The organism is Reyranella sp., assembly GCF_017305915.1.
GTDB lineage: Bacteria > Pseudomonadota > Alphaproteobacteria > Reyranellales > Reyranellaceae > Reyranella.
In genome coordinates this window covers 85,826-105,723 of record NZ_JAFKJN010000021.1, presented here as the reverse complement: position 1 = coordinate 105,723, position 19,898 = coordinate 85,826, and the positions used below count along the sequence as shown (strand labels likewise).

General features: G+C 67.0%; 21 protein-coding genes. 17 read left to right on the top strand and 4 right to left on the bottom strand.

What is annotated here, in order from left to right; all coding sequences use genetic code 11:
* Nucleotides 1-130 precede the first annotated feature (130 nt).
* The 5 genes from J0J01_RS21295 to J0J01_RS21275 are packed head-to-tail and all read left to right on the top strand — an operon-like array spanning nt 131 to nt 3,428.
* Entirely contained in the window at nt 131-1,171 is a 1,041-nt protein-coding gene (locus tag J0J01_RS21295) for a tripartite tricarboxylate transporter substrate binding protein (RefSeq protein WP_296384325.1), read from the top strand.
* Nucleotides 1,117-1,944, top strand: coding sequence for a tripartite tricarboxylate transporter substrate binding protein (locus J0J01_RS21290; RefSeq protein WP_296384413.1), 828 nt, complete (start codon nt 1,117-1,119; stop codon nt 1,942-1,944). Before J0J01_RS21295 ends, J0J01_RS21290 begins: the two co-directional genes overlap by 55 nt.
* Nucleotides 1,945-1,955: 11 nt before the next feature.
* Entirely contained in the window at nt 1,956-2,294 is a 339-nt protein-coding gene (locus J0J01_RS21285) for a Lin0512 family protein (protein ID WP_296384322.1), read from the top strand.
* A gap of 10 nt (nt 2,295-2,304) precedes the next feature.
* On the top strand, nt 2,305-2,649 hold the full coding sequence (locus J0J01_RS21280; RefSeq protein WP_296384320.1) for a Lin0512 family protein: 345 nt from the start codon (nt 2,305-2,307) through the stop codon (nt 2,647-2,649).
* Nucleotides 2,649-3,428: a glutathione S-transferase family protein gene (locus tag J0J01_RS21275; RefSeq protein WP_296384318.1), complete on the top strand. Its 780-nt coding sequence runs from the start codon at nt 2,649-2,651 to the stop codon at nt 3,426-3,428. Before J0J01_RS21280 ends, J0J01_RS21275 begins: the two co-directional genes overlap by 1 nt.
* Before the next feature lie 125 nt (nt 3,429-3,553).
* Here J0J01_RS21275 and J0J01_RS21270 read toward each other — a convergent pair whose 3' ends face one another.
* The 3 genes from J0J01_RS21270 to J0J01_RS21260 form a co-directional block, all read right to left on the bottom strand.
* Nucleotides 3,554-4,078 carry a UGSC family (seleno)protein gene (locus J0J01_RS21270; RefSeq protein WP_296384315.1) on the bottom strand — a complete coding sequence of 175 codons (525 nt, stop codon included), beginning with the start codon at nt 4,076-4,078 and terminating at the stop codon, nt 3,554-3,556.
* A gap of 14 nt (nt 4,079-4,092) precedes the next feature.
* A complete protein-coding gene (locus J0J01_RS21265; RefSeq protein ID WP_296384313.1) occupies nt 4,093-5,148 on the bottom strand; it encodes a hypothetical protein in 1,056 nt (351 codons plus the stop codon).
* 178 nt (nt 5,149-5,326) lie between these two features.
* Complete coding sequence (locus J0J01_RS21260; RefSeq protein ID WP_296384311.1) at nt 5,327-6,403, bottom strand: LLM class flavin-dependent oxidoreductase; 1,077 nt, start codon at nt 6,401-6,403, stop codon at nt 5,327-5,329.
* 56 nt (nt 6,404-6,459) lie between these two features.
* On the opposite strand from J0J01_RS21260, the gene J0J01_RS21255 reads away from it, so the two are divergent.
* Complete coding sequence (locus J0J01_RS21255) at nt 6,460-8,073, top strand: gamma-glutamyltransferase (protein WP_296384308.1); 1,614 nt, start codon at nt 6,460-6,462, stop codon at nt 8,071-8,073.
* 112 nt (nt 8,074-8,185) lie between these two features.
* Entirely contained in the window at nt 8,186-8,407 is a 222-nt protein-coding gene (locus J0J01_RS21250) for a hypothetical protein (protein WP_296384305.1), read from the top strand.
* 314 nt (nt 8,408-8,721) lie between these two features.
* Here J0J01_RS21250 and J0J01_RS21245 read toward each other — a convergent pair whose 3' ends face one another.
* Nucleotides 8,722-9,051 (bottom strand): DUF4286 family protein, encoded by a 330-nt coding sequence (locus J0J01_RS21245; protein ID WP_296384303.1) that lies wholly within the window; start codon nt 9,049-9,051, stop codon nt 8,722-8,724.
* Between the two features lie 75 nt (nt 9,052-9,126).
* Here J0J01_RS21245 and J0J01_RS21240 point away from each other — a divergent pair, with 75 nt between their 5' ends.
* From J0J01_RS21240 to J0J01_RS21195, 10 genes are all read left to right on the top strand, one after another.
* Nucleotides 9,127-10,737: an ABC transporter substrate-binding protein gene (locus tag J0J01_RS21240; RefSeq protein WP_296384301.1), complete on the top strand. Its 1,611-nt coding sequence runs from the start codon at nt 9,127-9,129 to the stop codon at nt 10,735-10,737.
* Between the two features lie 126 nt (nt 10,738-10,863).
* A complete protein-coding gene (locus J0J01_RS21235; RefSeq protein ID WP_296384411.1) occupies nt 10,864-11,799 on the top strand; it encodes an ABC transporter permease in 936 nt (311 codons plus the stop codon).
* On the top strand, nt 11,796-12,620 hold the full coding sequence (locus tag J0J01_RS21230) for an ABC transporter permease (RefSeq protein ID WP_296384299.1): 825 nt from the start codon (nt 11,796-11,798) through the stop codon (nt 12,618-12,620). Before J0J01_RS21235 ends, J0J01_RS21230 begins: the two co-directional genes overlap by 4 nt.
* Nucleotides 12,617-13,597 carry an ABC transporter ATP-binding protein gene (locus J0J01_RS21225; protein ID WP_296384297.1) on the top strand — a complete coding sequence of 327 codons (981 nt, stop codon included), beginning with the start codon at nt 12,617-12,619 and terminating at the stop codon, nt 13,595-13,597. The genes J0J01_RS21230 and J0J01_RS21225 overlap by 4 nt, the downstream gene beginning before the upstream one ends.
* Nucleotides 13,590-14,558: an oligopeptide/dipeptide ABC transporter ATP-binding protein gene (locus tag J0J01_RS21220; protein ID WP_296384295.1), complete on the top strand. Its 969-nt coding sequence runs from the start codon at nt 13,590-13,592 to the stop codon at nt 14,556-14,558. Before J0J01_RS21225 ends, J0J01_RS21220 begins: the two co-directional genes overlap by 8 nt.
* Before the next feature lies 1 nt (nt 14,559).
* On the top strand, nt 14,560-15,396 hold the full coding sequence (locus J0J01_RS21215) for a serine hydrolase domain-containing protein (RefSeq protein WP_296384293.1): 837 nt from the start codon (nt 14,560-14,562) through the stop codon (nt 15,394-15,396).
* 5 nt (nt 15,397-15,401) lie between these two features.
* The gene (locus J0J01_RS21210) at nt 15,402-16,631 is read left to right on the top strand and encodes an adenylate/guanylate cyclase domain-containing protein (protein WP_296384291.1); all 1,230 of its coding nucleotides are present in this window, start codon (nt 15,402-15,404) and stop codon (nt 16,629-16,631) included.
* A gap of 122 nt (nt 16,632-16,753) precedes the next feature.
* Nucleotides 16,754-18,052, top strand: coding sequence for an extracellular solute-binding protein (locus tag J0J01_RS21205; protein WP_296384289.1), 1,299 nt, complete (start codon nt 16,754-16,756; stop codon nt 18,050-18,052).
* Between the two features lie 35 nt (nt 18,053-18,087).
* On the top strand, nt 18,088-19,014 hold the full coding sequence (locus tag J0J01_RS21200; protein WP_296384287.1) for a sugar ABC transporter permease: 927 nt from the start codon (nt 18,088-18,090) through the stop codon (nt 19,012-19,014).
* Nucleotides 19,015-19,039: 25 nt separating this feature from the next.
* A complete protein-coding gene (locus J0J01_RS21195; RefSeq protein ID WP_296384286.1) occupies nt 19,040-19,891 on the top strand; it encodes a carbohydrate ABC transporter permease in 852 nt (283 codons plus the stop codon).
* Nucleotides 19,892-19,898: the final 7 nt, after the last annotated feature.

Below are 19,898 nucleotides of genomic sequence, written 5' to 3'. Positions count from 1 at the left end.
GGCGATCGCGGCGTCGGCGCTGGTTGCGCCGGCGCTGGCGCGCGGCCAGGCGAACTGGAAGGCCGACAAGCCGATCACGATCTACAATCCGTTCGCGGCCGGCGGCGGCACCGACATTCATATCCGCCTGATGGGCGAGACCGCCGGCCCGAAGCTCGGCCAGCCGATCATCGTCGAAGCCAAGCCGGGCGCGGCCGGCACGCTGGCGCCGGCGATGCTGCTCAACGCCAGGCCGGACGGGCACCAGCTCGCCTGCATGAGCATCAACAGCCTGCGCTATCCGCACTACCAGCCGACCAACTGGAACCCGATCCGCGACTTCACCTACATCATCGGGCTGTCGGGCTACACGATCGGCATCGTCGTGCGCGCCGACGCGCCGTGGCAGACGCTGGAGGAGCTGGTCGCCGCGGCGAAGAAAGAGCCCGACAAGTACAACTACGCCACCTCGGGCATCGGCGGCACCGGCCAGCTCACCATGATCGAGGTCGAGCAGACCACCGGCGCGAAATTCACCCACGTCCCCTACAAGGGCACGGCGGAATGGACCCAGGCGCTGCTGGGCGGCGAGGTCCATTTCATCTGCGACGGCGCGCAATGGGCGCCGATGGTCGATGCGGCCAAGTTCCGCATCCTGGCCATGGCCACCGAGCAACGCATTGCGAAGTACAAGGACGTGCCGACGCTCAAGGAGCGCGGCATCGACGTCGTCGGCCAGAGCCCCTACGGCCTGGTCGGACCGAAGGACCTTCCGCCGAACATCGTCGAGTCCGTGCATCAGGCCTTCAAGGCGGCGATGGCCGATCCGCGGGTCGACGCGCTTCTCGATTCCTACATTCAGGCCCCGTGGTACAAGAGTCCGGGGGAGTATCGAGCGTACGCCGAAAGATACTTCGTCGAGGTGAAGCCGTTGCTGATCAAGGCGGGCCTCGCGAGGAGCTTGTCGGCGGGAAGGAAAGTGTCGTGTCCAAAGTCTTCGTTCGTCGCCGTCAGTTTGGCGCCTTGTTGGGTGCCTCCGTGCTTGCGGCACCTGCAGTCGTGCGCGGCCAGGCCAAGTGGAAGCCCGAGAAGCCGGTCACGATCTACAATCCGTTCGCCGCGGGCGGCGTCACCGACGTGCATGTCCGGCTGCTCGGCGAATCGGTCGGCAAGACTTTCGGCCAGCAGGTGATCGTCGACATCAAGCCGGGCGCCGCCGGCACGCTGGCGCCGGCGATGCTGATGAACGCCAAGCCGGACGGCCATCAGCTCGCGGTGATGAGCATCAACAGCCTGCGCTATCCGCACTACCAGCAGACCAACTGGGATCCGCTGAAGGACTTCACCTATATCTGCGGCCTGTCGGGCTACACCATGGGCATCGTGGTGCGCAGCGATTCGCCATGGAAGACCTTCGAGGACATGATCGCCGCCGGCAAGGCCAACCCCGACAAGGCCAACTTCGGCACCTCGGGCGTCGGCGGCACCGGCCAGCTCATGATGATCGAGGTCGAGCAGGTCACCGGCGCCAAGTTCACCCACGTCCCCTACAAGGGCGGCGCGGAGTGGATGCAGGCGCTGATGGGCGGCGAGATCCAGTTCATCGCCGACGCCGCGCAATGGGCGCCGTTCGTCGACGACGGCAAGTGCCGCATCCTGGCCTTCGCCACCGAGCAGCGCATCGAGCGCTACAAGGACATCCCGACCATGATCGAGCGCGGCGTCAACGTGGTCGGCCAGAGCCCGTACGGCCTGGTCGGCCCGAAGAACATGGCGCCGGAGACGGTCGACGCGATCTACCGGGCGTTCAGGCAGGCGATGGCCGAGCCCAAGGTGAACGAGTATCTCGCCAAGTTCATCCAGGGGCCGTGGCACAAGGATCCGGCCGAGTACCGCGCCTTCGCGGAGAAGTACTATGGCGAGGTGAAGCCGCTGCTGGTGAAGGCCGGCCTGGCCAAGAGCTAACGGAGGAAAACATGGCGCTGAAACGCGTGGCCCTCGAGATCGGGATGGGCACCGACATCCGCGGCGGCGACTACACCAAGGCCGCCGTGCGGGCGCTGCGCGATGCGCTGTGGCACAACTCGCTCACCGTCGCCGGCGCCGTCGGCAAGTCGAGCGACGACATGCAGGTCGAGGTGCTGATCGGCGTGCCGCAGCCCGACAAGGTCGACACCGCCGAGGTGCTGAAGATCCTGCCGCACGGCACCGGCACGGTGAAGGTCTTCCAGGGCGGCCTCGAGATCGCCAACGAGGCCGGCACCGACAAGACCGTCATCGCCCAGGCCGCCGCCATCGTGCGGCTCGACCTGTAGGAGACGCCCCATGGCCCAAAAGCGCGTCATCCTCGAGCTCGGCACCGGCAACGACCTGCATGGCGGCGACTACACCAAGGCCGCCCTGCGCGCGGTGCAGGATGCCCTGCACCACTCCTCGCTCACCATGCTGCGGGCGCTGAAGGTGAACCCGAAGACCAGCATGTTCGTGAACGTCACGATCGGCGTGCAGCAGCCCGACAAGGTCGATGCCGAGAAGGTCCGTGCCTCGCTGCCGCACGGCATCGTCACGGTGAAGGTCGTGAAGGGCGGCCTCGACGTCGCCGATCCCGAGAACAACGACCCGGCGGTGATCGCCAGCGCGGCCGTCGAGGTGAAGCTGGAGTTGCCGTGATGCTGCTCTACGAACACCCGCTCTCGTCCTACGCCCAGAAGGTCAAGATCGCGCTGCGCGAGAAGGGCCTGAAGTTCGACCTCGAGACGCCGAACGCGCTCGGTTCGGGCAAGGCCGCCGGTCCGTTCGCCGTGGCCAGCCCGCGCAACGAGGTGCCGGCGCTGATCGACGGCGAGGCGCGCATCTTCGATTCGACCATCATCCTCGAATATCTCGAGGACAAGCATCCCTCGCCGCCCTTGCTGCCGCGCGATCCGGCGGCGCGGGCCGAGGCGCGCATGATCGAGGACGTGTGCGACACGCTCTACGAGGCGATCAACTGGGGCCTGAGCGAGATCCGCTGGTTCAAAAGAGCCGAGGGCGCCAAGGCCGAGGAGCTGAAGGCCGTGGCGGCGCGCCAGACCGCCGAGTTGCAGGCCTGGCTGACCGACAGGCTCGGCGGCCGCGACTGGTTCAACGGCGACAGCTTCGGCTGGGCCGATCTCAGTGTCGCGCCCTACGTCAATCGCTCGTTCCATTACGGCCTCGGCACGCCCGACGGCTCGCCGCTGGCGCGCTGGCGCGACCGCATCCGCCAGCGCCCCTCGGTCGCCCAGACCTTCAAGGAGTTCGAGGCCGCCGCCGGCAGCATGAGCGGCGCGGCCGAGCGCGTCGCTTCCGGCCAGATCCGCCGCGAGTACCGCGATCACCGGCTGGAATGGATGATGAAGTCGGGCGGCGTGCAGATCGTGCTCGAAGGTATGGCCCGCAACACGATTCGCTTCACCTGGCCGCTCTGAAGTCCTCCCCCGCAGGGGGAGGAAGCATGACTAGGCGCTCTCGCGACCCAACGAAGACCAGACCGAGACCGACCACGACCGCGACGACGCCGGCGATGGTCGGGATCGGCACGACCCTCTGCTCGTCAGCTCCGAACCAGCAGCTTGCAGCCCTGCTCGATGGCGGCCCGGGCGCGGGCCTTCAGCTCATCGTCAGTGGCGCTGCTGACCGGATGCTCGATGGTCGAGAAGGCATAGCCGGGCATGCCCAGCACCCGGCCCATCGTCTCGGCGGCGCTGACGAAGCGCTCCGTCATGACCCCGAAGGCGGGGACCCCTTCTTTCTCGGCGGTGACGGCGTCGTGCAGACTGCACGATGAGCAGCTGCCTCAATCTCCTATGCCGGAGACGACGGCGTCCCACTGCCTGATCTCGGCGACGATATGGGCGTCGGCCGGCGCGCTGTAGTTGGACTTGGTGCGGCTCACGACCTTGGCGACGCCGTACTCCTCGCGCAGCATCTTCTCGAGATGGCCGAAGAAGCCCTTGGTGCCTTCCTTGCCGTTGGAGATGAAGCCAACGGTCTTGCCCTTGAGCGTGTCGAGGCGCGGCGCACGCTGGCCCGTGGCGGGCGGCTCGCCGGCGGTCGGATCGAGGACTCGGAAGGTCATGCGATCTCCTTAGGCTACTTCTTGGCCGGTTCGCAATCGATGCAGGCGCCGATCGGAACGGTCACGGCGTGGCTTTTGTTGCCGAGCCACGGCGGGATGACCGCGCCGAAGCCGCCGGCCGGCCCGCCGGCCGCGATCACCAGCAACTGGTCGGGCGATTCCATCGCCGGATAGACGCTGTCGCCGCGATCGCGCACCACCGCGCCCTTGCCGACATCGGCCCATTCGCGGCGATGGATGCGGGCGCGCTGGTGGATGAACTCGGCGATGTCCGATTTGCTCCACTGCGCCGCCTGCAGATGCTCGCGAAGCTGCTTGGGGATGACGATCGCGTAGTTGCCGGGATGGATCGAATAGTGCCGCAGGTTGGCGCGCATCTCGGCGGCGAAGGTCTCGAGGATCTCCTCTGGCCTGGTCGTCCATTCGTTCATGATCTGCCGCGGCGCGCCCGCCGCCATCACGGTGACCGCCGACGCCGCGCGCTCGATGCCGCGCTGCTCGCTGAGCGACTTCCAGGACGAGTCCTCCTCGTCCTCGGCGAGGCAGTAGCTGAACTTGCCGGGATGCCCCAGGGTCGAGCGGTCGATCACGCCCGGCCGCACGTCCATCAGGTTGATCAGGCACAAGCGGATGGCGCGGCCGATCGCCGCCGTCGCGCGATCGCTGTTGCCCAGCGCATTGAAGGTGCCTGACGCGCCGATCTCCTGCCGGATCGGCCCGTTCAGCACGACCAGGACGGCGCAGCCGCCGGTGCTGGCGGTGGCGCCGTGCATCAGGAACGGCTCCTGCATCATCGCCGTCCAGGCGGTGACCACGACCGGGAAATGCATCGGCAGGCAGCCCGCCATCACGGCGTTGATCGCGAGCTTCTCGGCGGTGACCGCGAGCCCGCGCACCGGCTCGATGCCGATCAGCTGGTCCGGCGGCATCATCACCCAGTCGAGGCAGGCGCGGACGGCGTCCTCGGTCGGCGGCACGATCGGCAGGCCGTCGGTCCAGCCGTTGAAGTGATAGAGCTCCTGGACGGCGGAGACCGAGTCGGCCTCATAGATCTTCGACTGAAGCTGCATCGCCAGACTCTACCTCCTCCCCATTCATATGGGGAGGTGCCCCTGTAATCAGGGGCGGAGGGGTCATAGGCAGCATAGATGCGGCTTATGACCCCTCCGTCGCGGATAGGGCACTTTCGCACGAAGTGCGAAAGTGCCGACGCGCCACCTCCCCATATGAATGGGGAGGAATTTTTCTCTACGCCGCCAACATCCTCTCGAGATTGCGTTCGCGCAGGATCGGCATCACCCATTTGCCGAAGCGCTCGGCTTCCTCGTCGTGCAGGTAGCCCGACAGGCAGAAGGAGTGGCAGCCGAGATCGATGAAGTCCTGCAGCGTGTCGGCGCATTGCTCGGGCGTGCCGACCACGGCGATGCCGGCGCCTGGCCGCACCCTGGTGATGCCGGTGAACAGGTTGCGCTCGATCACCTCGCCGGTCGCTGCCAGCTCGCGCACGCGGCGATTGGCTTCCGAGGTGGCGAAACGCTCCTTCACGAAGGCCTTCTGCGCCTCGCTGGCATGCCCGACCAGCTCGTGCGCGAACGCCCACGCCTCCTGCTCGGTCTCGCGGCAGACGATCTGCAGGCGCATGCCGAAGCCGATCTTGTCCTCGCGGCCGTGCTTCGCCGCCATCTGACGGATCACGGCCATGTTGTCGCGAATGCGATCATAGGTGTCGCCCCAGAACAGATGCACGTCGGAATGCTTGGCCGAGATCTCCCACGCCTGCTGGCTGCCGCCGCCGAGATAGAACGGCGGATGCGGCTGCTGGAACGGCCGCGGCCGGACCTGCGCGCCCTTGAGCTGATGGAACTTGCCGTCGAAGGTCACAGCCGGCTGCGTCCACAAGAGCTTCAGCAGCGAGACCTCCTCCTCCATGATCTCGTAGCGCTCTTCCTTGCCCCACTTGATGCCTTCGGAGGCGTTCTCCTGCTCGCTCTGGCCGGCGATCAGGTTGATGCAGATGCGGCCGCCCGAGAGCTGGTCGAACGCCGCGATCATTTTCGCCAGGAGGACCGGATTGATGTAGCTGGGCCGCGCCGCGACCAGCATGCGGACCCGCTTCGAGCGCGCGACCATCATCGCCGAGGAGATCCACGCCTCCCAGCAGGCGGTCTGCACCGGCACCAGCATGTATTCGAAGCCCGCCGCTTCCGCGGCCGCCGTCACCTTGTCGAACAGCGCGAGCGACGGCGCGATCTGCGCGCTCGCAACGCCGTACGCCGTGGTGTCGCCGGCGGTCGGCAGGAACCAGCCGAATTCGAGTTTGCGCATGGCCGCAGTCTAGTGCCTATTTCGGAGCAACACAGTATCCGGGTTCGGGGGATCACATGCTTCAGCACGGCAAGCGGCCAACCATCGCATCGCGGCACGGCATGGTCGCCGCCGCGCACCCCCTCGCCGCGGCTGCCGGCGCACGCGTGCTGTCGAACGGCGGCAACGCCTTCGACGCGGCGGCGGCGACGGCCGCGACGCTGAACGTCGTCGAGCCCTACATGTCCGGCCTCGGCGGCCAGGGTTATGCGACCTGCTACGTCGCCTCCGAGCGCCGCGTTCGCTCGCTGAACTTCATGGCGCGCATCCCGCGCCGCTTCCCGCTCGACAAGCTGAGCCGCCGCGAGCAGATCCTGCGCGGCCCGACCGCCGTCGGTGCGCCGGGCAACTTCGGCGGCTGGTGCGAGATGGTGAGCCGCTACGGCAAGAAGAAGCTGCCCGAGCTGTTCGCGCCGGCGATCCGCATCGCCCGCGACGGCTTCGGCATGATCGAGTTCAACGTCGAGGAGTATCGCGGCGTCACCGGCGAGCTGCGCGGGCATGCGGCGCTCTATCCCGAATGGTCGCGCAACTACATCGAGGGCATCGAGGGCGGCCAGCCGAAGCTCGGCGCCGTGCTGAAGCAGCCCAACCTCGCCGACACCCTCGAAGCGCTGGGCACCGAAGGCCCCGGCCTGCTCTATGGCGGCGCGCTCGGCAAGAAGGTCATCGAGCGCCTGGCCGAATTGGGCGGCTGCCTCACCATGGACGACCTCGCCGACTTCAAACCGGAGTGGGTCGATCCGGTGGCGGTGACCTATCGCGGCCGCACCATCCATGTGCCGCCGCCGCCCTGCGAGGCGTTCCAGTACCTGGTGACCCTGCGCATCCTTGAAGGCTTCGATCTCGGCAGGATGGAGCGCAACGGCGTCGAGCATGTCGACACGGTGCTGCGCGCCATCCGCATCGCCGCCGGCGTGCGCATCGCCAACGGCGTGCCCACGGCGCAGCAGCTCGCCGAGCTGCTGTCCGACAGCCACATCGAGTCCTTGCGCGCGCGGGTGCGCGACGGCAAGCCGGTCACCGGCGCGACCGAGCAATGGACGCCGCTGCCGAAGGACGGCTCAGGTGAAGGCCACACCACCTCGTTCTCGATCGCCGACGCCGACGGCAACGTCGTCTGCGTGACCCAGAGCCTCGGCAGCGTCTTTGGTTCTGGCGTCGTCGTGCCGGGCACCGGCGTCTGCCTGAACAACTTCCTCTATTGGGCCGACGTCACGCCGGACAGCCCGAACCGCGTCAAGCACGGCGACCTGATGCCGGTCTGCGTCGCGCCGTCGATCGTCACCCAGGACGACAAGCCGGTGATGGCGCTCGGCACGCCCGGCAGCTACGGCATCCTGCAGACCCAGCCGCAGGCCTTCGTTCAGTACGTCGATTTCGGCATGCCGCTGCAGCAGGCGATCGAAGCGCCGCGCGGCCGCCTGACCGACGGTCGCGACGTGCTGCTCGAGGGGCGGCTGGCGGCCGACGTGCAGGCCGAGCTGCGCGAGCGCGGCCACAACGTCACGACCGGTCCCGACTGGACGATGAAGGTCGGCGGCATGCAGGGCGTCGCGATCGATCCCGCGACCGGCGTGATGACCGGCGGCTGCGACCCGCGGCGCGACGGCTACGTCGTGCCGGCCTGATCGCAAACCCTCCCCATATGAATGGGGGAGGGTTAGCTCTTCGTCACCGTCACTACTCCGCGCTTCGGCTCGTTCGTCAACCACGACCTCGCCGGCTACCACGTGCCGGTCCATGCCGACATCCGGCGATCGAGGCGATCATGCTGGCGGGCTTCGACGACAAGTCGAACGAGCTCGGTTCCAAGGCGCCGGCGAGCTCGGCATCTGCGCCGCCGGCGCGGCGGTCGCCAACACGATCTACAACGCCTGCGGCGTGCGGATGCGCGACTACCCGATCACGCCGGACAAGATCCTGAGCAGCTTCGCGCGGCCGAGCTTGGCGCAGCGGCGCTGATGCTTTGTGGATAAGCCTTGCGGCACACGCCGCATTATGGGCAATGGAACCCGAGTCGATCCCTGATTTCCTTGCTCAAAGATCGCAGCCAATGCCCAAAATAGGTATTGGCGCCGGCTTGATGCAGAATCGCGCCCATGATGCCGATACCCTGTCTGCACCCGTTTTTGTCGCTTCGCTCGAGCGGGGGCGGAAGAAAGAGTCATTTCGAGGGGGGAGTCCCGTGGATTCGCGGACTTTCGGGCGAAAAGGCTGATCCGGCAAAGGGTTGCGAGTCCAACAGGGTTGGACGGTTCCGGACTTCACCTGCAGCTCTAGCGCAGCGCAGCCACAACGCGCGTCTGCGAGCGGACGCGCGGCGCGAACGGACCCCAGCCGCGCATGGCGGCGAACTCTTTCGTCGCGACGGCGGCCGGCGCGTCGAGCTCGTAGACGGTGGTCCACAGCTTGACCTTCGTGCGGCGGCCTTGGCCGCGGTCGCTTTCGGAAACCTCGCCGACCGAGCAATAGCGCCGTCCCGCGAGCACGCCGGGACAGGCGAGCGCATCGGGCAGATGGACCTCGTCGTACCAGCGGCTCCACTCGGTTTCGACATCGGCATCGACCTCGGCGGTGACGATCAGGAGGCAATTCGGCAGGCTCATCGGCATTCCCCTTGCACGCGCACATCAAGCGATGATGGAATGCCGCCGGCTAGGATTGTTCAAGGGGAGACCTTCATGCGCACACTGCTTTCGGCGCTGGCCGCCTTCGCGCTGCTGGGCGCGGGCGTCGCCGACGCGCAACAGGCGCAGACGCCTCAGGCCCAAACCCCGAGGAAGGGCGGCACGATCCGCATGACCGCGCCCTACGCCGCGAGCTTCGGCAGCCTCGATCCGCAGGTCACGCCGCGCGCCCAGGACCAGATCGTCAACCAGGCGATCCATCGCCCGCTCTACACCTGGGACACCGCCAACAACAAGCTGGCGCTCGAGCTGGCGACCGAGGTCAAGACCTCGGCCGACGGCCTGACGCACACCTACAAGCTGCGCGACGACGTCACCTTCCACAACGGCCGCAAGATGACGGCCGACGACGTCATCTGGTCCTACACGCGCATCATGGACGGCAGCAAAGGCTATCCCGGCGCGCGCTACATCCGCGTGATCAAGGGTGCCACCGAGGTCGAGAAGGGCGAGGCCAAGGCGATTTCCGGCCTCAAGAAGATCGACGACCTAACGCTCGAGATGACCCTGACCGAGCGGGTCGAGCCCGGCTACTACCTGTTCGCCGGCACGACCGCGATCCTGCCCAGGGAGGAGGTCGAGAAGGCCAACTTCGCCGCCAATCCGGTCGGCCTCGGGCCGTTCAAGTTCAAGGAGCACATCCCGGGCAGCCGCGTCGTGATGGAGCGCTTCGACAAGTTCTACAAGCCGGGCAAGCCCTACGCCGACAAGCTCGAAGTGCTGATCATGGCCGAGGCGGCGGCGCGCGACGTCGCCTTCCGCAACAAGGAGATCGACACCTCGATCCTCGGCCCGGCGCAGTACGTCGCCTATCGCGCCGATCCCGAGCTGTCGAAGGGCATCCTCGAGGTGGCCGAGATGTTCACCCGCGCCATCACCTTCAACAACGACGTCAAGCCGTTCAACGACAAGCGGGTGCGGCAGGCGATCAACTACGCCATCGACACCGACCTGATCATCAAGCGGCTGGTCAAGGACAAGGCCTATCGCGCGACGAGCTGGCTGCCGCCGTCGTCGGCGGCGTTCGACAAGACCGTGAAGCCCTACCCGTTCGACCAGGCCAAGGCGAAGAAGCTGCTGGCCGAGGCCGGGCTGCCCAACGGCTTCGAATGGGAGCTGACGACCAGCCAGAACGAGAGCTGGGGCCTGCCGATCGTCGAGGCGATCATCCCGATGCTCGACAAGGTCGGCATCAAGATCAAGCCGAAGCTGGTCGAGGCGACGGTGCTGACCGAGATCCTGATGAAGGGCGAGCACACCGGCTTGATCAGCTCGAACCTGACCGGCCCGGACTCGCTCGCGGTGCTGCGCAGCTTCTATTCCAAGACGCCGCGCACGGCCGGCCACTACACCAACTTCAGCAATCCCGAGTTCGACAAGCTGCTCGACACGGCGGCGCAGGAAGGCGACACCGGCAAGCGCAACGACCTCCTGAAGCAGGCCAACAACCTCTTGTTCGAGGAAGCGCCGGTGTGGTTCTTCAACTACAACAAGGCGGTGCTGGCCTATCAGCCGTGGATCCACGGCCTGCAGGCCAACCCGACCGAGATCACGCACCAGTATCCCGAGGACATCTGGGTCGATACGCGCCCGCCGGCAAAATGACTTTGTGCGTCCCCTCATTCTCCTCTCCCCCGATCGGGGGAGAGGCAGGGAGAGGGGGTTTCAAACGATGTGCGCAACCCCCTCTCCTCACCTCTTGCCCGATCGGGCGAGAGGAATGCTGACGTGATGCTGTTCGTCCTTGCCCGTCGGGTCGCCAACATCGTCCCGACGCTCGCCGCGGTGATCGCGGTCGTCTTCCTGCTGTTCAGCGTCCTGCCGGGCAGCTTCGTCTCCGCCATGAACGAGGACGGCCGCACCACCATCGATCCGGCGGTGATGGAGCGCATGCGCAAGGAGATGGGGCTCGACGATCCCCTGCCCGAGCGCTTCGCCAAATACGTGGCGCACACCGTGGTCGGCGATCTCGGCACGTCTTTTCGCACCAAGGAGCCAGTGACCAAGCTGATCGGCGCCCGGCTGTGGCCGTCGCTCAAGCTGGTGTTCGCCGCCATGAGCATCGCCATCGCGATCGGCGTGCCGCTCGGCTTCATCGCCGCGCTCCGGCCGGGCAGCGCCGTCGACACCGTGTCGATGGTCGGCGCCATCTCCGGCCTGTCGCTGTCGCAGTTCTGGCTCGGCCTGATGATGATGTACCTGTTCGCGCTGACGCTGAAATGGCTGCCGAGCTTCGGCTACGGCGACGGCGGCATCCGCTACCTGATCCTGCCGGCGGTGGCGCTGGGCGTCGGCCCGATGGCGCTGCTCGCCCGCACCACGCGCGCCGCCGTGCTCGACGTGCTCAACGCCGACTTCGTGCGCACCGCCCGCAGCAAGGGCATGAGCGAGCGCCGGGTCGTCGAATGGCACGTCATGCGCAACGCTTTGGTGCTGGTGATCACCACCATCGGCCTGCAATTCGGGTCGCTGATGGGCGCGGCGGTGGTGGTCGAGAAGCTGTTCTCCTGGCCCGGCGTCGGCTCGCTGCTGGTCGATTCGGTGTTCCAGCGCGACATCCCGACGGTGCAAGGCTGCATCCTGCTGATCGTCATCTTCTTCCTGGTCATCAACACCCTGGTCGACATGGCCTACGTCGCCATCGATCCGCGCATCCGTTACCGATGAGAAAAGGCGGTCTTTCCCTGTGGGTCGGCGGCGGGCTGGTCGCGCTCGCGCTGGCCGTGGCGATCTTCGCGCCGCTGATCGCGCTCACCGATCCGGTGATGGGCGCCAACCTGATGAACGCCGAGATCCCGCCGGGGCTCGAGTTCCCGTTCGGCACCGACGCGCAGGGTCGCGACATCTACTCGCGCATCTGCTACGGCGCGCGTATCTCGCTCACCGTCGGCATCGTCAGCCAGATCTTGAACAGCCTGATCGGCGTCACGCTCGGCCTCACCGCCGGCTACTGGGGCGGCCTGTGGGACGACTTGGTGAGCGGCCTCACCAACCTGATGCTGGCCATCCCGTCGCTGATCTTCGCGCTCGCGATCATGGCGATCCTCGGCCCCGGCCTGGTCAGCCTCCTGATCGCGCTCGGCCTCACGAGCTGGTCCTATTCCTGCCGCATCGCCCGCGCCCAGGTGCTGTCGCTCAAGAGCCAGGGCTACATCCAGGCCGCGCGCATCCTGGGCTACGGCGACCTGCGCATCATGTTCACCCAGGTGCTGCCCAACATCCTGGGCCCGCTGATCGTGATCGCCACGCTCGGCATGGGCGGCGCGATCCTGGCCGAGGCGGCGCTGAGCTTCCTCGGCCTCGGCATCCGCCCGCCCTTCCCGAGCTGGGGCAGCATGCTTTCGGAGGCGCGCGACCAGATCAACACCGCGCCCTGGCTCTCGGTCTTCCCGGGCCTGGCGATCTTCCTCACCGTGCTCGGTCTCAACCTGCTGGGCGACGGCCTGCGCGACATCCTCGACCCGCAATCGACGACGCGCCGCACATGACGACCGATCCGCTCCTGAAAGTCGACGGTCTGCGCATCGCGCTCTCGGGCAGCAAGACCACCTACAACGCCGTCGAGGAGGTCTCGTTCGATATAGGCCGCGGCGAGGCCTTCGGGCTGGTCGGCGAATCGGGCTGCGGCAAGAGCATCACCGCATTGGCCGTCATGGGCCTGCTCAAGCGGCCCTTGTCGCTCGGCGGCGGCCGGATCGTGCTCGACGGCGAGGAGATCCAGGACGCCTCGCCGGCCGAGATGCGCGAGCTGCGCGGCAGCCGCATCGGCATGATCTTCCAGGAGCCGATGACGGCGCTCAATCCGCTGTCGCCGGTCGGCCGCCAGATCGCCGAGATGTTCGTGCTGCACCAGAAGGCTGGATGGAGCGAGGCGATGGACCGCGCCGAGGAGGCGCTGCGCCAGGTCCGCGTGCCCTCGCCCGAGCGGCGCATCAAGGACTATCCGCACCAGCTCTCCGGCGGCATGCGCCAGCGCGTGATGATCGCCATCGCGCTCGCCTGCAGTCCCGAGCTCTTGATCGCCGACGAGCCGACCACCGCGCTCGACGTCACGGTGCAGGCCGAGATCATCGACCTGATGGCCGAGCTCTGCGCCGCCAAGGGCACCGCCATCCTGATGATCAGCCACGACCTCGGCCTGGTCGCCAACATGTGCAAGCGGGTGGCCGTGATGTATGCCGGCCGCATCGTCGAGGCGCAACCCGCCGAGGCGATCTTCGCCGACCCCCAGCATCCCTACACGCAGGGGCTGGTGAGCTCCCTGCCGCGGCTCGGCGAGCGGTCGAGGCGCGGCCGCCAGCGGCTGCGCGAGATCTCCGGCGTGGTGCCCTCGATCCAGGCCTATCCCCCGGGCTGCCGCTTCAATCCGCGCTGCCCGCGGGCGACCGATGTCTGCCTGTCGGTGCCGCCGGACATCACGCCCCTGCCGGCCGACAGTCTCGTGCGGTGCCACCATCATGGCTGAGTCGTTGCTCCAGCTCGACGACCTCGCCGTTCATTTCAAGGTCGGCAGCACCTTCGCGGGCGGCATCCACACGCTGAAGGCGGTCGACGGCGTGACGATCGACGTCAAACCCGGCGAATGCCTGGGCCTGGTGGGCGAATCGGGCTGCGGCAAGTCCACGCTCGCGCTCGCCATCATGGGGCTGATCCCGCCGACGCGCGGCCACGTCGCCCTCGACGGGCGCGACCTCAGCGAGCGCGAGCGGCTGGAAACCGCGCGCACCGTCCAGATGGTCTTCCAGGACCCTTACGCCTCGCTCAATCCGCGCCAGACGGTGCGCCGCACGCTGGCCGATCCGCTGCGCATCCACGGCGTCACCGACAAGGCCGAGGTCGAGGCGCGCGTCGCCGACATGCTCGCCCGGGTGGGCCTGCGGCCCGAGCATGCCGACCGCTACCCGCACGAATTCTCCGGCGGCCAGCGCCAGCGCATCGGCATCGCCCGCGCGCTGATCCTGAAGCCCAAGCTGGTGATCTGCGACGAGCCGGTTTCGGCGCTCGACGTGTCGATCCGCGCCCAGATCATCAACCTGTTGCTCGAGCTCAAGGACGAGCTCGGGCTCGCCTACATCATGATCAGCCACGACCTCGGCGTGGTCGAGCACGTCAGCGACCGCGTGGCGGTGATGTACCTCGGCCGCATCGTCGAGCAGGGCGGCTGGCAGGAGATCTTCGAGGATCCGCGCCATCCCTACACGCGCGCCCTGATCGCCGCGATCCCCGACCCGTTCCAACGCGCCGCCGTGCCGGCGCGCGCCAAGGCCAAGGGCGAGATCGCGAGCGCGCTCGCCCCGCCGCCGGGCTGCCATTTCCATCCGCGCTGCCCGCTGAAGGCCGACATCTGCGTCTCCCAGGATCCGCCGCTCGAGGCGATCGCGGCAGGCCATCGCGCCGCCTGTCATTTCCGCGACCGCAGCGGCTGACATGCTCGCGCGCGTCGTCGTCGAAGGCGGTGCGATCGTCCACGAGGAAGGCGACCGGTCCGACGTGCCGTGGTGGAGCGTCACCAAGACGGTGATCGCCGCCGCCGCCCTGGTGCTGGTCGGCGAAGGCCGGCTCGATCTCGACGCGCCCCTGCCCGGCCGTCCCTACACGCTGCGCCTGCTGCTGCAACACCGCGCCGGCCTGCGCGACTATGGCGGCGTGGTCGCCTACAAGCAGGCCGTGGCACGGCACGAGGCGGCCTGGCCGCCCGAGGTGATGCTCGAGCGCGCCAGGGCCGATCAGCCGGCCGGCGAACCCGGCACGGCGTTCGGCTACTCGAACATCGGCTACTTCTTCGTCCGCGAGATCGTCGAGCGCGCGGCCGGCGCGCCGCTGGGCCCGGCGCTCGACCGGCTGGTGTTGCAGCCGCTGGGCATTGCCGGCGTGCGGCTGGCGACCGGCCGCGGCGAGCTCGCCCCCGACTACGATTCTCGCTGGGTGTATCACGGCTCCCTGATCGGTCCGCTGGCCCGGGCCGCGCTGTTCATGGATGGCCTGCTGTCCGGCCGGCTGCTGCGGCCCGACCTGCTGACGGCGATGCTCGAGCGCGTGCCGATCGGCGACCTGCCCGAGGGACTGTTCTGGAAGAGCGCCGCTTACGGCCTGGGCATCGCCGGTGGCCGGGCCGAGGCCGGGCCCGAGCTCATCGGCCATACCGGCGGCGGTCCGGGCAGCACCGTCGCGGTCTATCGCGGCAGCCGCCGGACTGCAGCTACCTTCGGCCGCGATGAAGATCAGATGACCGTCGAGCAAAGCTGCGAGGCAATGCTTATCTAACCGCCATGACCCCCGCCGAAACCGATCGCCTCGTCGCCTGGCTTGTCCGCCGCGGACTGGAAGGAACCGGAGAGTCCGACCTGCTGCGGCTGTTCTGCGAGAAATGCGGCGCCGCCGGCCTGCCGGTCAATCGCGGGCTGATGTTCATGGACACGCTGCATCCGGTCCACGAGGGCCGCATCTTCTTCTGGCGCAACGACGGCGGCGAGGACGCGGGCCCCGTGCGCGACTACGGCCCCAGCAACCAGGGCGAGATGGCGGCCGCCTGGCAGCGCAGCCCGTTCTTCCATCTGCTGCAGACCGGCGGCGAGGAGCTGCGGCGGCGCATCGGCTTCGGCGATGCCGCCGACTACGTGATCATCCAGGAGATGAAGGACGCCGGCCACACCGACTACGTGCTGTTCGTCCATCGCTTCGCGGCCGAGGGCACGATCGGCGAGATGGACTGCTTCTATTCGGCATGGTCGACCAAGCATGCCGACGGCTTCACCGAGGCCAACATCGAGGCGTTGCGCAGGCTCGCACCGGCGCTGGGGCTCGCGGCCAAGAGCGCGTCGCTCGCGCGCATCGCCGGCACGCTGGTCGACGTCTATCTCGGCCGCGACGCCGGCCAGCGCGTCCTGCAGGGCCGCATCCAGCGCGGCATCGCCGACCGCATCGAGGCGGTGCTGTGGTTCTCCGACCTGCGCAGCTTCACCGCCATCACCGACACCGCGCGGCCGGTCGAGATCATCCCGCTGCTGAACGACTATGCCGAGGCGGTGATCACCTCGATCCACCAGGAAGGCGGCGACGTGCTGAAGCTGATCGGCGACGGCACGCTGGCGATCTTTCGCGCCGACGACCGCGGTACCGCCTGCGTCAGCGCGTTGCGCGCCGAGGCGGAGATGCGCCGCCGCGTCGCCGAGCTCAACGACCGCCGCAAGGCGGCGGAGCGGCCGACCACCTCGGTCTATGTCGGCCTGCATGTCGGCGCGGTGTTCTACGGCAATATTGGCAGCGTCGATCGACTCGACTTCACGGTGGTGGGACCGGCGGTCAACGAGACCAGCCGCATCGCCTCGATGTGCCGCTCGGTCGACCGGCCCCTGCTGATCTCCTCCGCCTTCGCTTCGGCCCTGCCGGAGGCCGAGCGCGCGACCCTCGTGTCGGTCGGGCGTTTCGCACTACGCGGCGTCGGGCGGGCTCAGGAGCTTTACACTCTCGATCCGGAAAACCTCTTGAATCGCCGGTAAAAATTCCGCGTCCCGGCTTGCCCTGCATCGCGGCACATGCCTACGATGCCGCATAAGAAAATGCTTGCCCAAAGCGGCAGCGTCCTCGGGAGGAAATGATGGCTCACACTAAGCGTCGTAGCGTGATTAAGCTTGCCGGCAGCGCGGCTGCCGTGGCGTCCACCGGCATGGCGGGCATCCTCGCTTCCGGTCGGACACCGGCCTTTGCGCAGCAGAAGACAGTCCATTGGTTGAAGTGGGTCGATTTCGTTCCCGCGACCGATCAGATGTTCAACAAGGAGATGATGCCGGCGGCCGAGAAGGCGCTGGGGATCAAGATCAAGCTCGAGACCGTGAACGGCAACGACCTGCAGCCGCGCATCACCTCGGGTATCCAGTCGGGCGCCGGGCCCGACATCATCATGTCGTTCAACAGCTACACCCATCTCTACGCCAACAGCGTGGTCGACCTCAGCGATCTCGCCGAGGACGTCGGCAAGCGCGAGGGCGGCCTCTACAAGTATGCCCGCGCCATCTGCTCCGACGGCAAGATGTTCATGGGCATGCCCTGGGCGGTGATCGGCGGCATGATCGCCTATCGCAAGTCGTGGCTCGACGAGGTCGGCGCCACCAAGTTTCCCGACACCTGGGAAGGCTATCGCGACGTCGCCAAGAAGCTGAAGGCCAAGGGCCGGCCGTTCGGCCAGACGCTCGGCCACACCTTCGGCGACGCGCCGGGCTTCACCTATCCCTACCTGTGGTCGTGGGGCGGCAAGGAGGTCGAGGCCGACGGCAAGACCGTGGTGATCAACACCAAGGACACCGTCGAATCGGTGAAGTTCATGCAAGGCCTCTGGAAGGACGGCATGGACGAAGGCGGCCTCGCCTGGGACGACACCAACAACAACCGCGCCTTCCTGTCACAAACCATCTCGGCGACCCTGAACGGCGCCTCGATCTACATCGAGACGCTGCGCAAGCCCGACCAGTACCAGACCGCCTCGGGCAAGCCGATGAACACCGACATCCTGCACGCGCCGCTGCCCAAAGGCCCGGCCGGGCAGTTCGGCTTCCATCTGCTGCAGTCCAACATGATCATGAAATACTCGAAGAACCAGGATGCGGCGAAAGAGTTCCTGAAGTACCTCCACACCGAGGCCAACTACCGCAAGTTCTTCGAATCGCAGAAAGGCTTCGCGACGCCGTGCACGGCGAAGTGGGAAACCGACAAGCTCTGGGACGTCGATCCAGTGATGACGCCTTACAAGGTTGCGGCCAAGCTCGGCCAGGCGCCGGGCTTCGCCGGCCCGCCGAATGCCAAGGCCCAGGAAGGCCTCAGCAAGTACATCATTACCGACATGTACGCCAAGGCGGTCCAGGGCATGCCGGCCGAGGAGGCCGTCAAGTGGGCCGAGACGGAACTCAAGAAGGTCTACACCTGAGCCGCCGGTCGTCGCGTAGCTGAAAAGGAGCGTCTATGGCAGTGACCGCCGTCGCGGGCGTGGGCGCCCGCCCAACGCCGCGACTGCGGCGCCTGGAGGACGAGCGTTGGCTCGCCATGGCGCTGCTCTTCCCGACCGCCCTGCTGCTCGGGCTGTTCATCGCCTACCCGTTCATCGAAGGCGTGCTGCTGTCGCTGACCAGCCAGCGGGTGGGCATCCCCGGCAAGTGGGTCGGGCTCGATAACTTCGTCAAGGTGTGGAACGACTCGATCTTCCGCACCTCCGTCTGGAATACCTTCTGGTACACAGCCGTCACGACGGTGTTCAAGCTGGCGCTCGGCCTGTGGCTGGCGCTGCTGCTCAACCGGCACTTCAGGGGCAAGGCGATCGTCCGCGCCTTCATCCTGCTGCCGTTCATCATCCCGACGGTGCTCAGCACCTTCGCCTGGAAGTGGATGTTCGACCCGACCTTCAGCGTCATCAACTGGGCGCTGTTCCACATGGGCATCATCACCCAGCGCATCAACTGGCTGGGCGATCCCGACCTCGCCATGACCTCGATCATCGTGGTCAATATCTGGCGCGGCGTGCCGTTCTTCGCCATCAGCCTGCTGGCCGGCCTGCAGACCATCAGCCCCGAGCTGAACGAGGCGGCGGCGATCGACGGCGCGCGGCCGTGGAAGCGATTCTGGTACGTCACCTGGCCGCTGCTGCTACCCGTCACCATGGTGGTGATGCTGTTCTCGGTGATCCAGACCTTCGCCGACTTCCAGCTGGTCTACGTCATGACCGGCGGCGGCCCGGCCAACGCCACCCACCTGTTCGCGACCTACGCCTACCAGATCGGCATCGGCACCGGGCTGCTCTCGGAGGGTGCGGCGATCTCGCTCGCCATGTTCCCGTTCCTGTTCCTGATCGTGGTGGTGCAGCTCTTGTACATCCGCCGTGTGGAGACACGCTGATGATCGGCCGTGCGGAGATGGGCAAATGATTGAAGGTGCGCTTTGGCGGAAGTGGGTGTTCTACAACATCCCGCTGATCCTGTTCGTCTTCGTGCTGCTCTTCCCGTTCTACTGGATGATCATTACGACCTTCCGGCCCGACGGCGAGCTCTACCGGCCGTGGAACGCGGTCAACTACATGCCGTTCTGGACCAACAATCCGACGCTCGAGCACATCAAGTACCTGTTCGAGGAGACCAACTTCGGCCGCTGGATGATGAACACCATGTTCATCGCCACCATCTCGACGCTGATCTCGCTGTTCTGCGGCGTGCTGGCGGGCTACGCCCTGGCGCGGCTCAACTTTCCCTATGCCGGCAGCCTCGGCACCGTGATCTTCGTCACCTACCTGGTGCCGCAGACCCTGCTGTTCATCCCGCTCGCCCAGATCATCCGCAACTTCGAGCTCGGCGACACGCCGTGGTCGCTGATCCTCACCTATCCGACCTTCCTGATACCGTTCTGTACCTGGTTGATGATGGGCTACTTCAAGGCGATCCCGAAGGAGCTCGAGGAATGCGCCCGCATCGACGGCGCCTCGCGCTGGAAGGCGATGGTCTACATCATCATCCCGGTCGCGGTGCCGGGCATCCTTTCCTCCGGCATCATCGCCTTCACGCTGAGCTGGAACGAGTTCATCTACGCCCTGGTCTTCCTGTCGTCGCCCGACCAGAAGACCGTGCCGGTCGGCGTGACGTCGGAGCTGATCCGCGGCGACGTCTTCTTCTGGGGGCCGCTGATGGCGGGCGCGCTGCTGGGCTCGATCCCGGTGGCGATCGTCTATTCGTTCTTCGTCGAACATTACGTCTCGGGCCTCACCGGCTCGGTCAAGGGGTAGCGCAGTC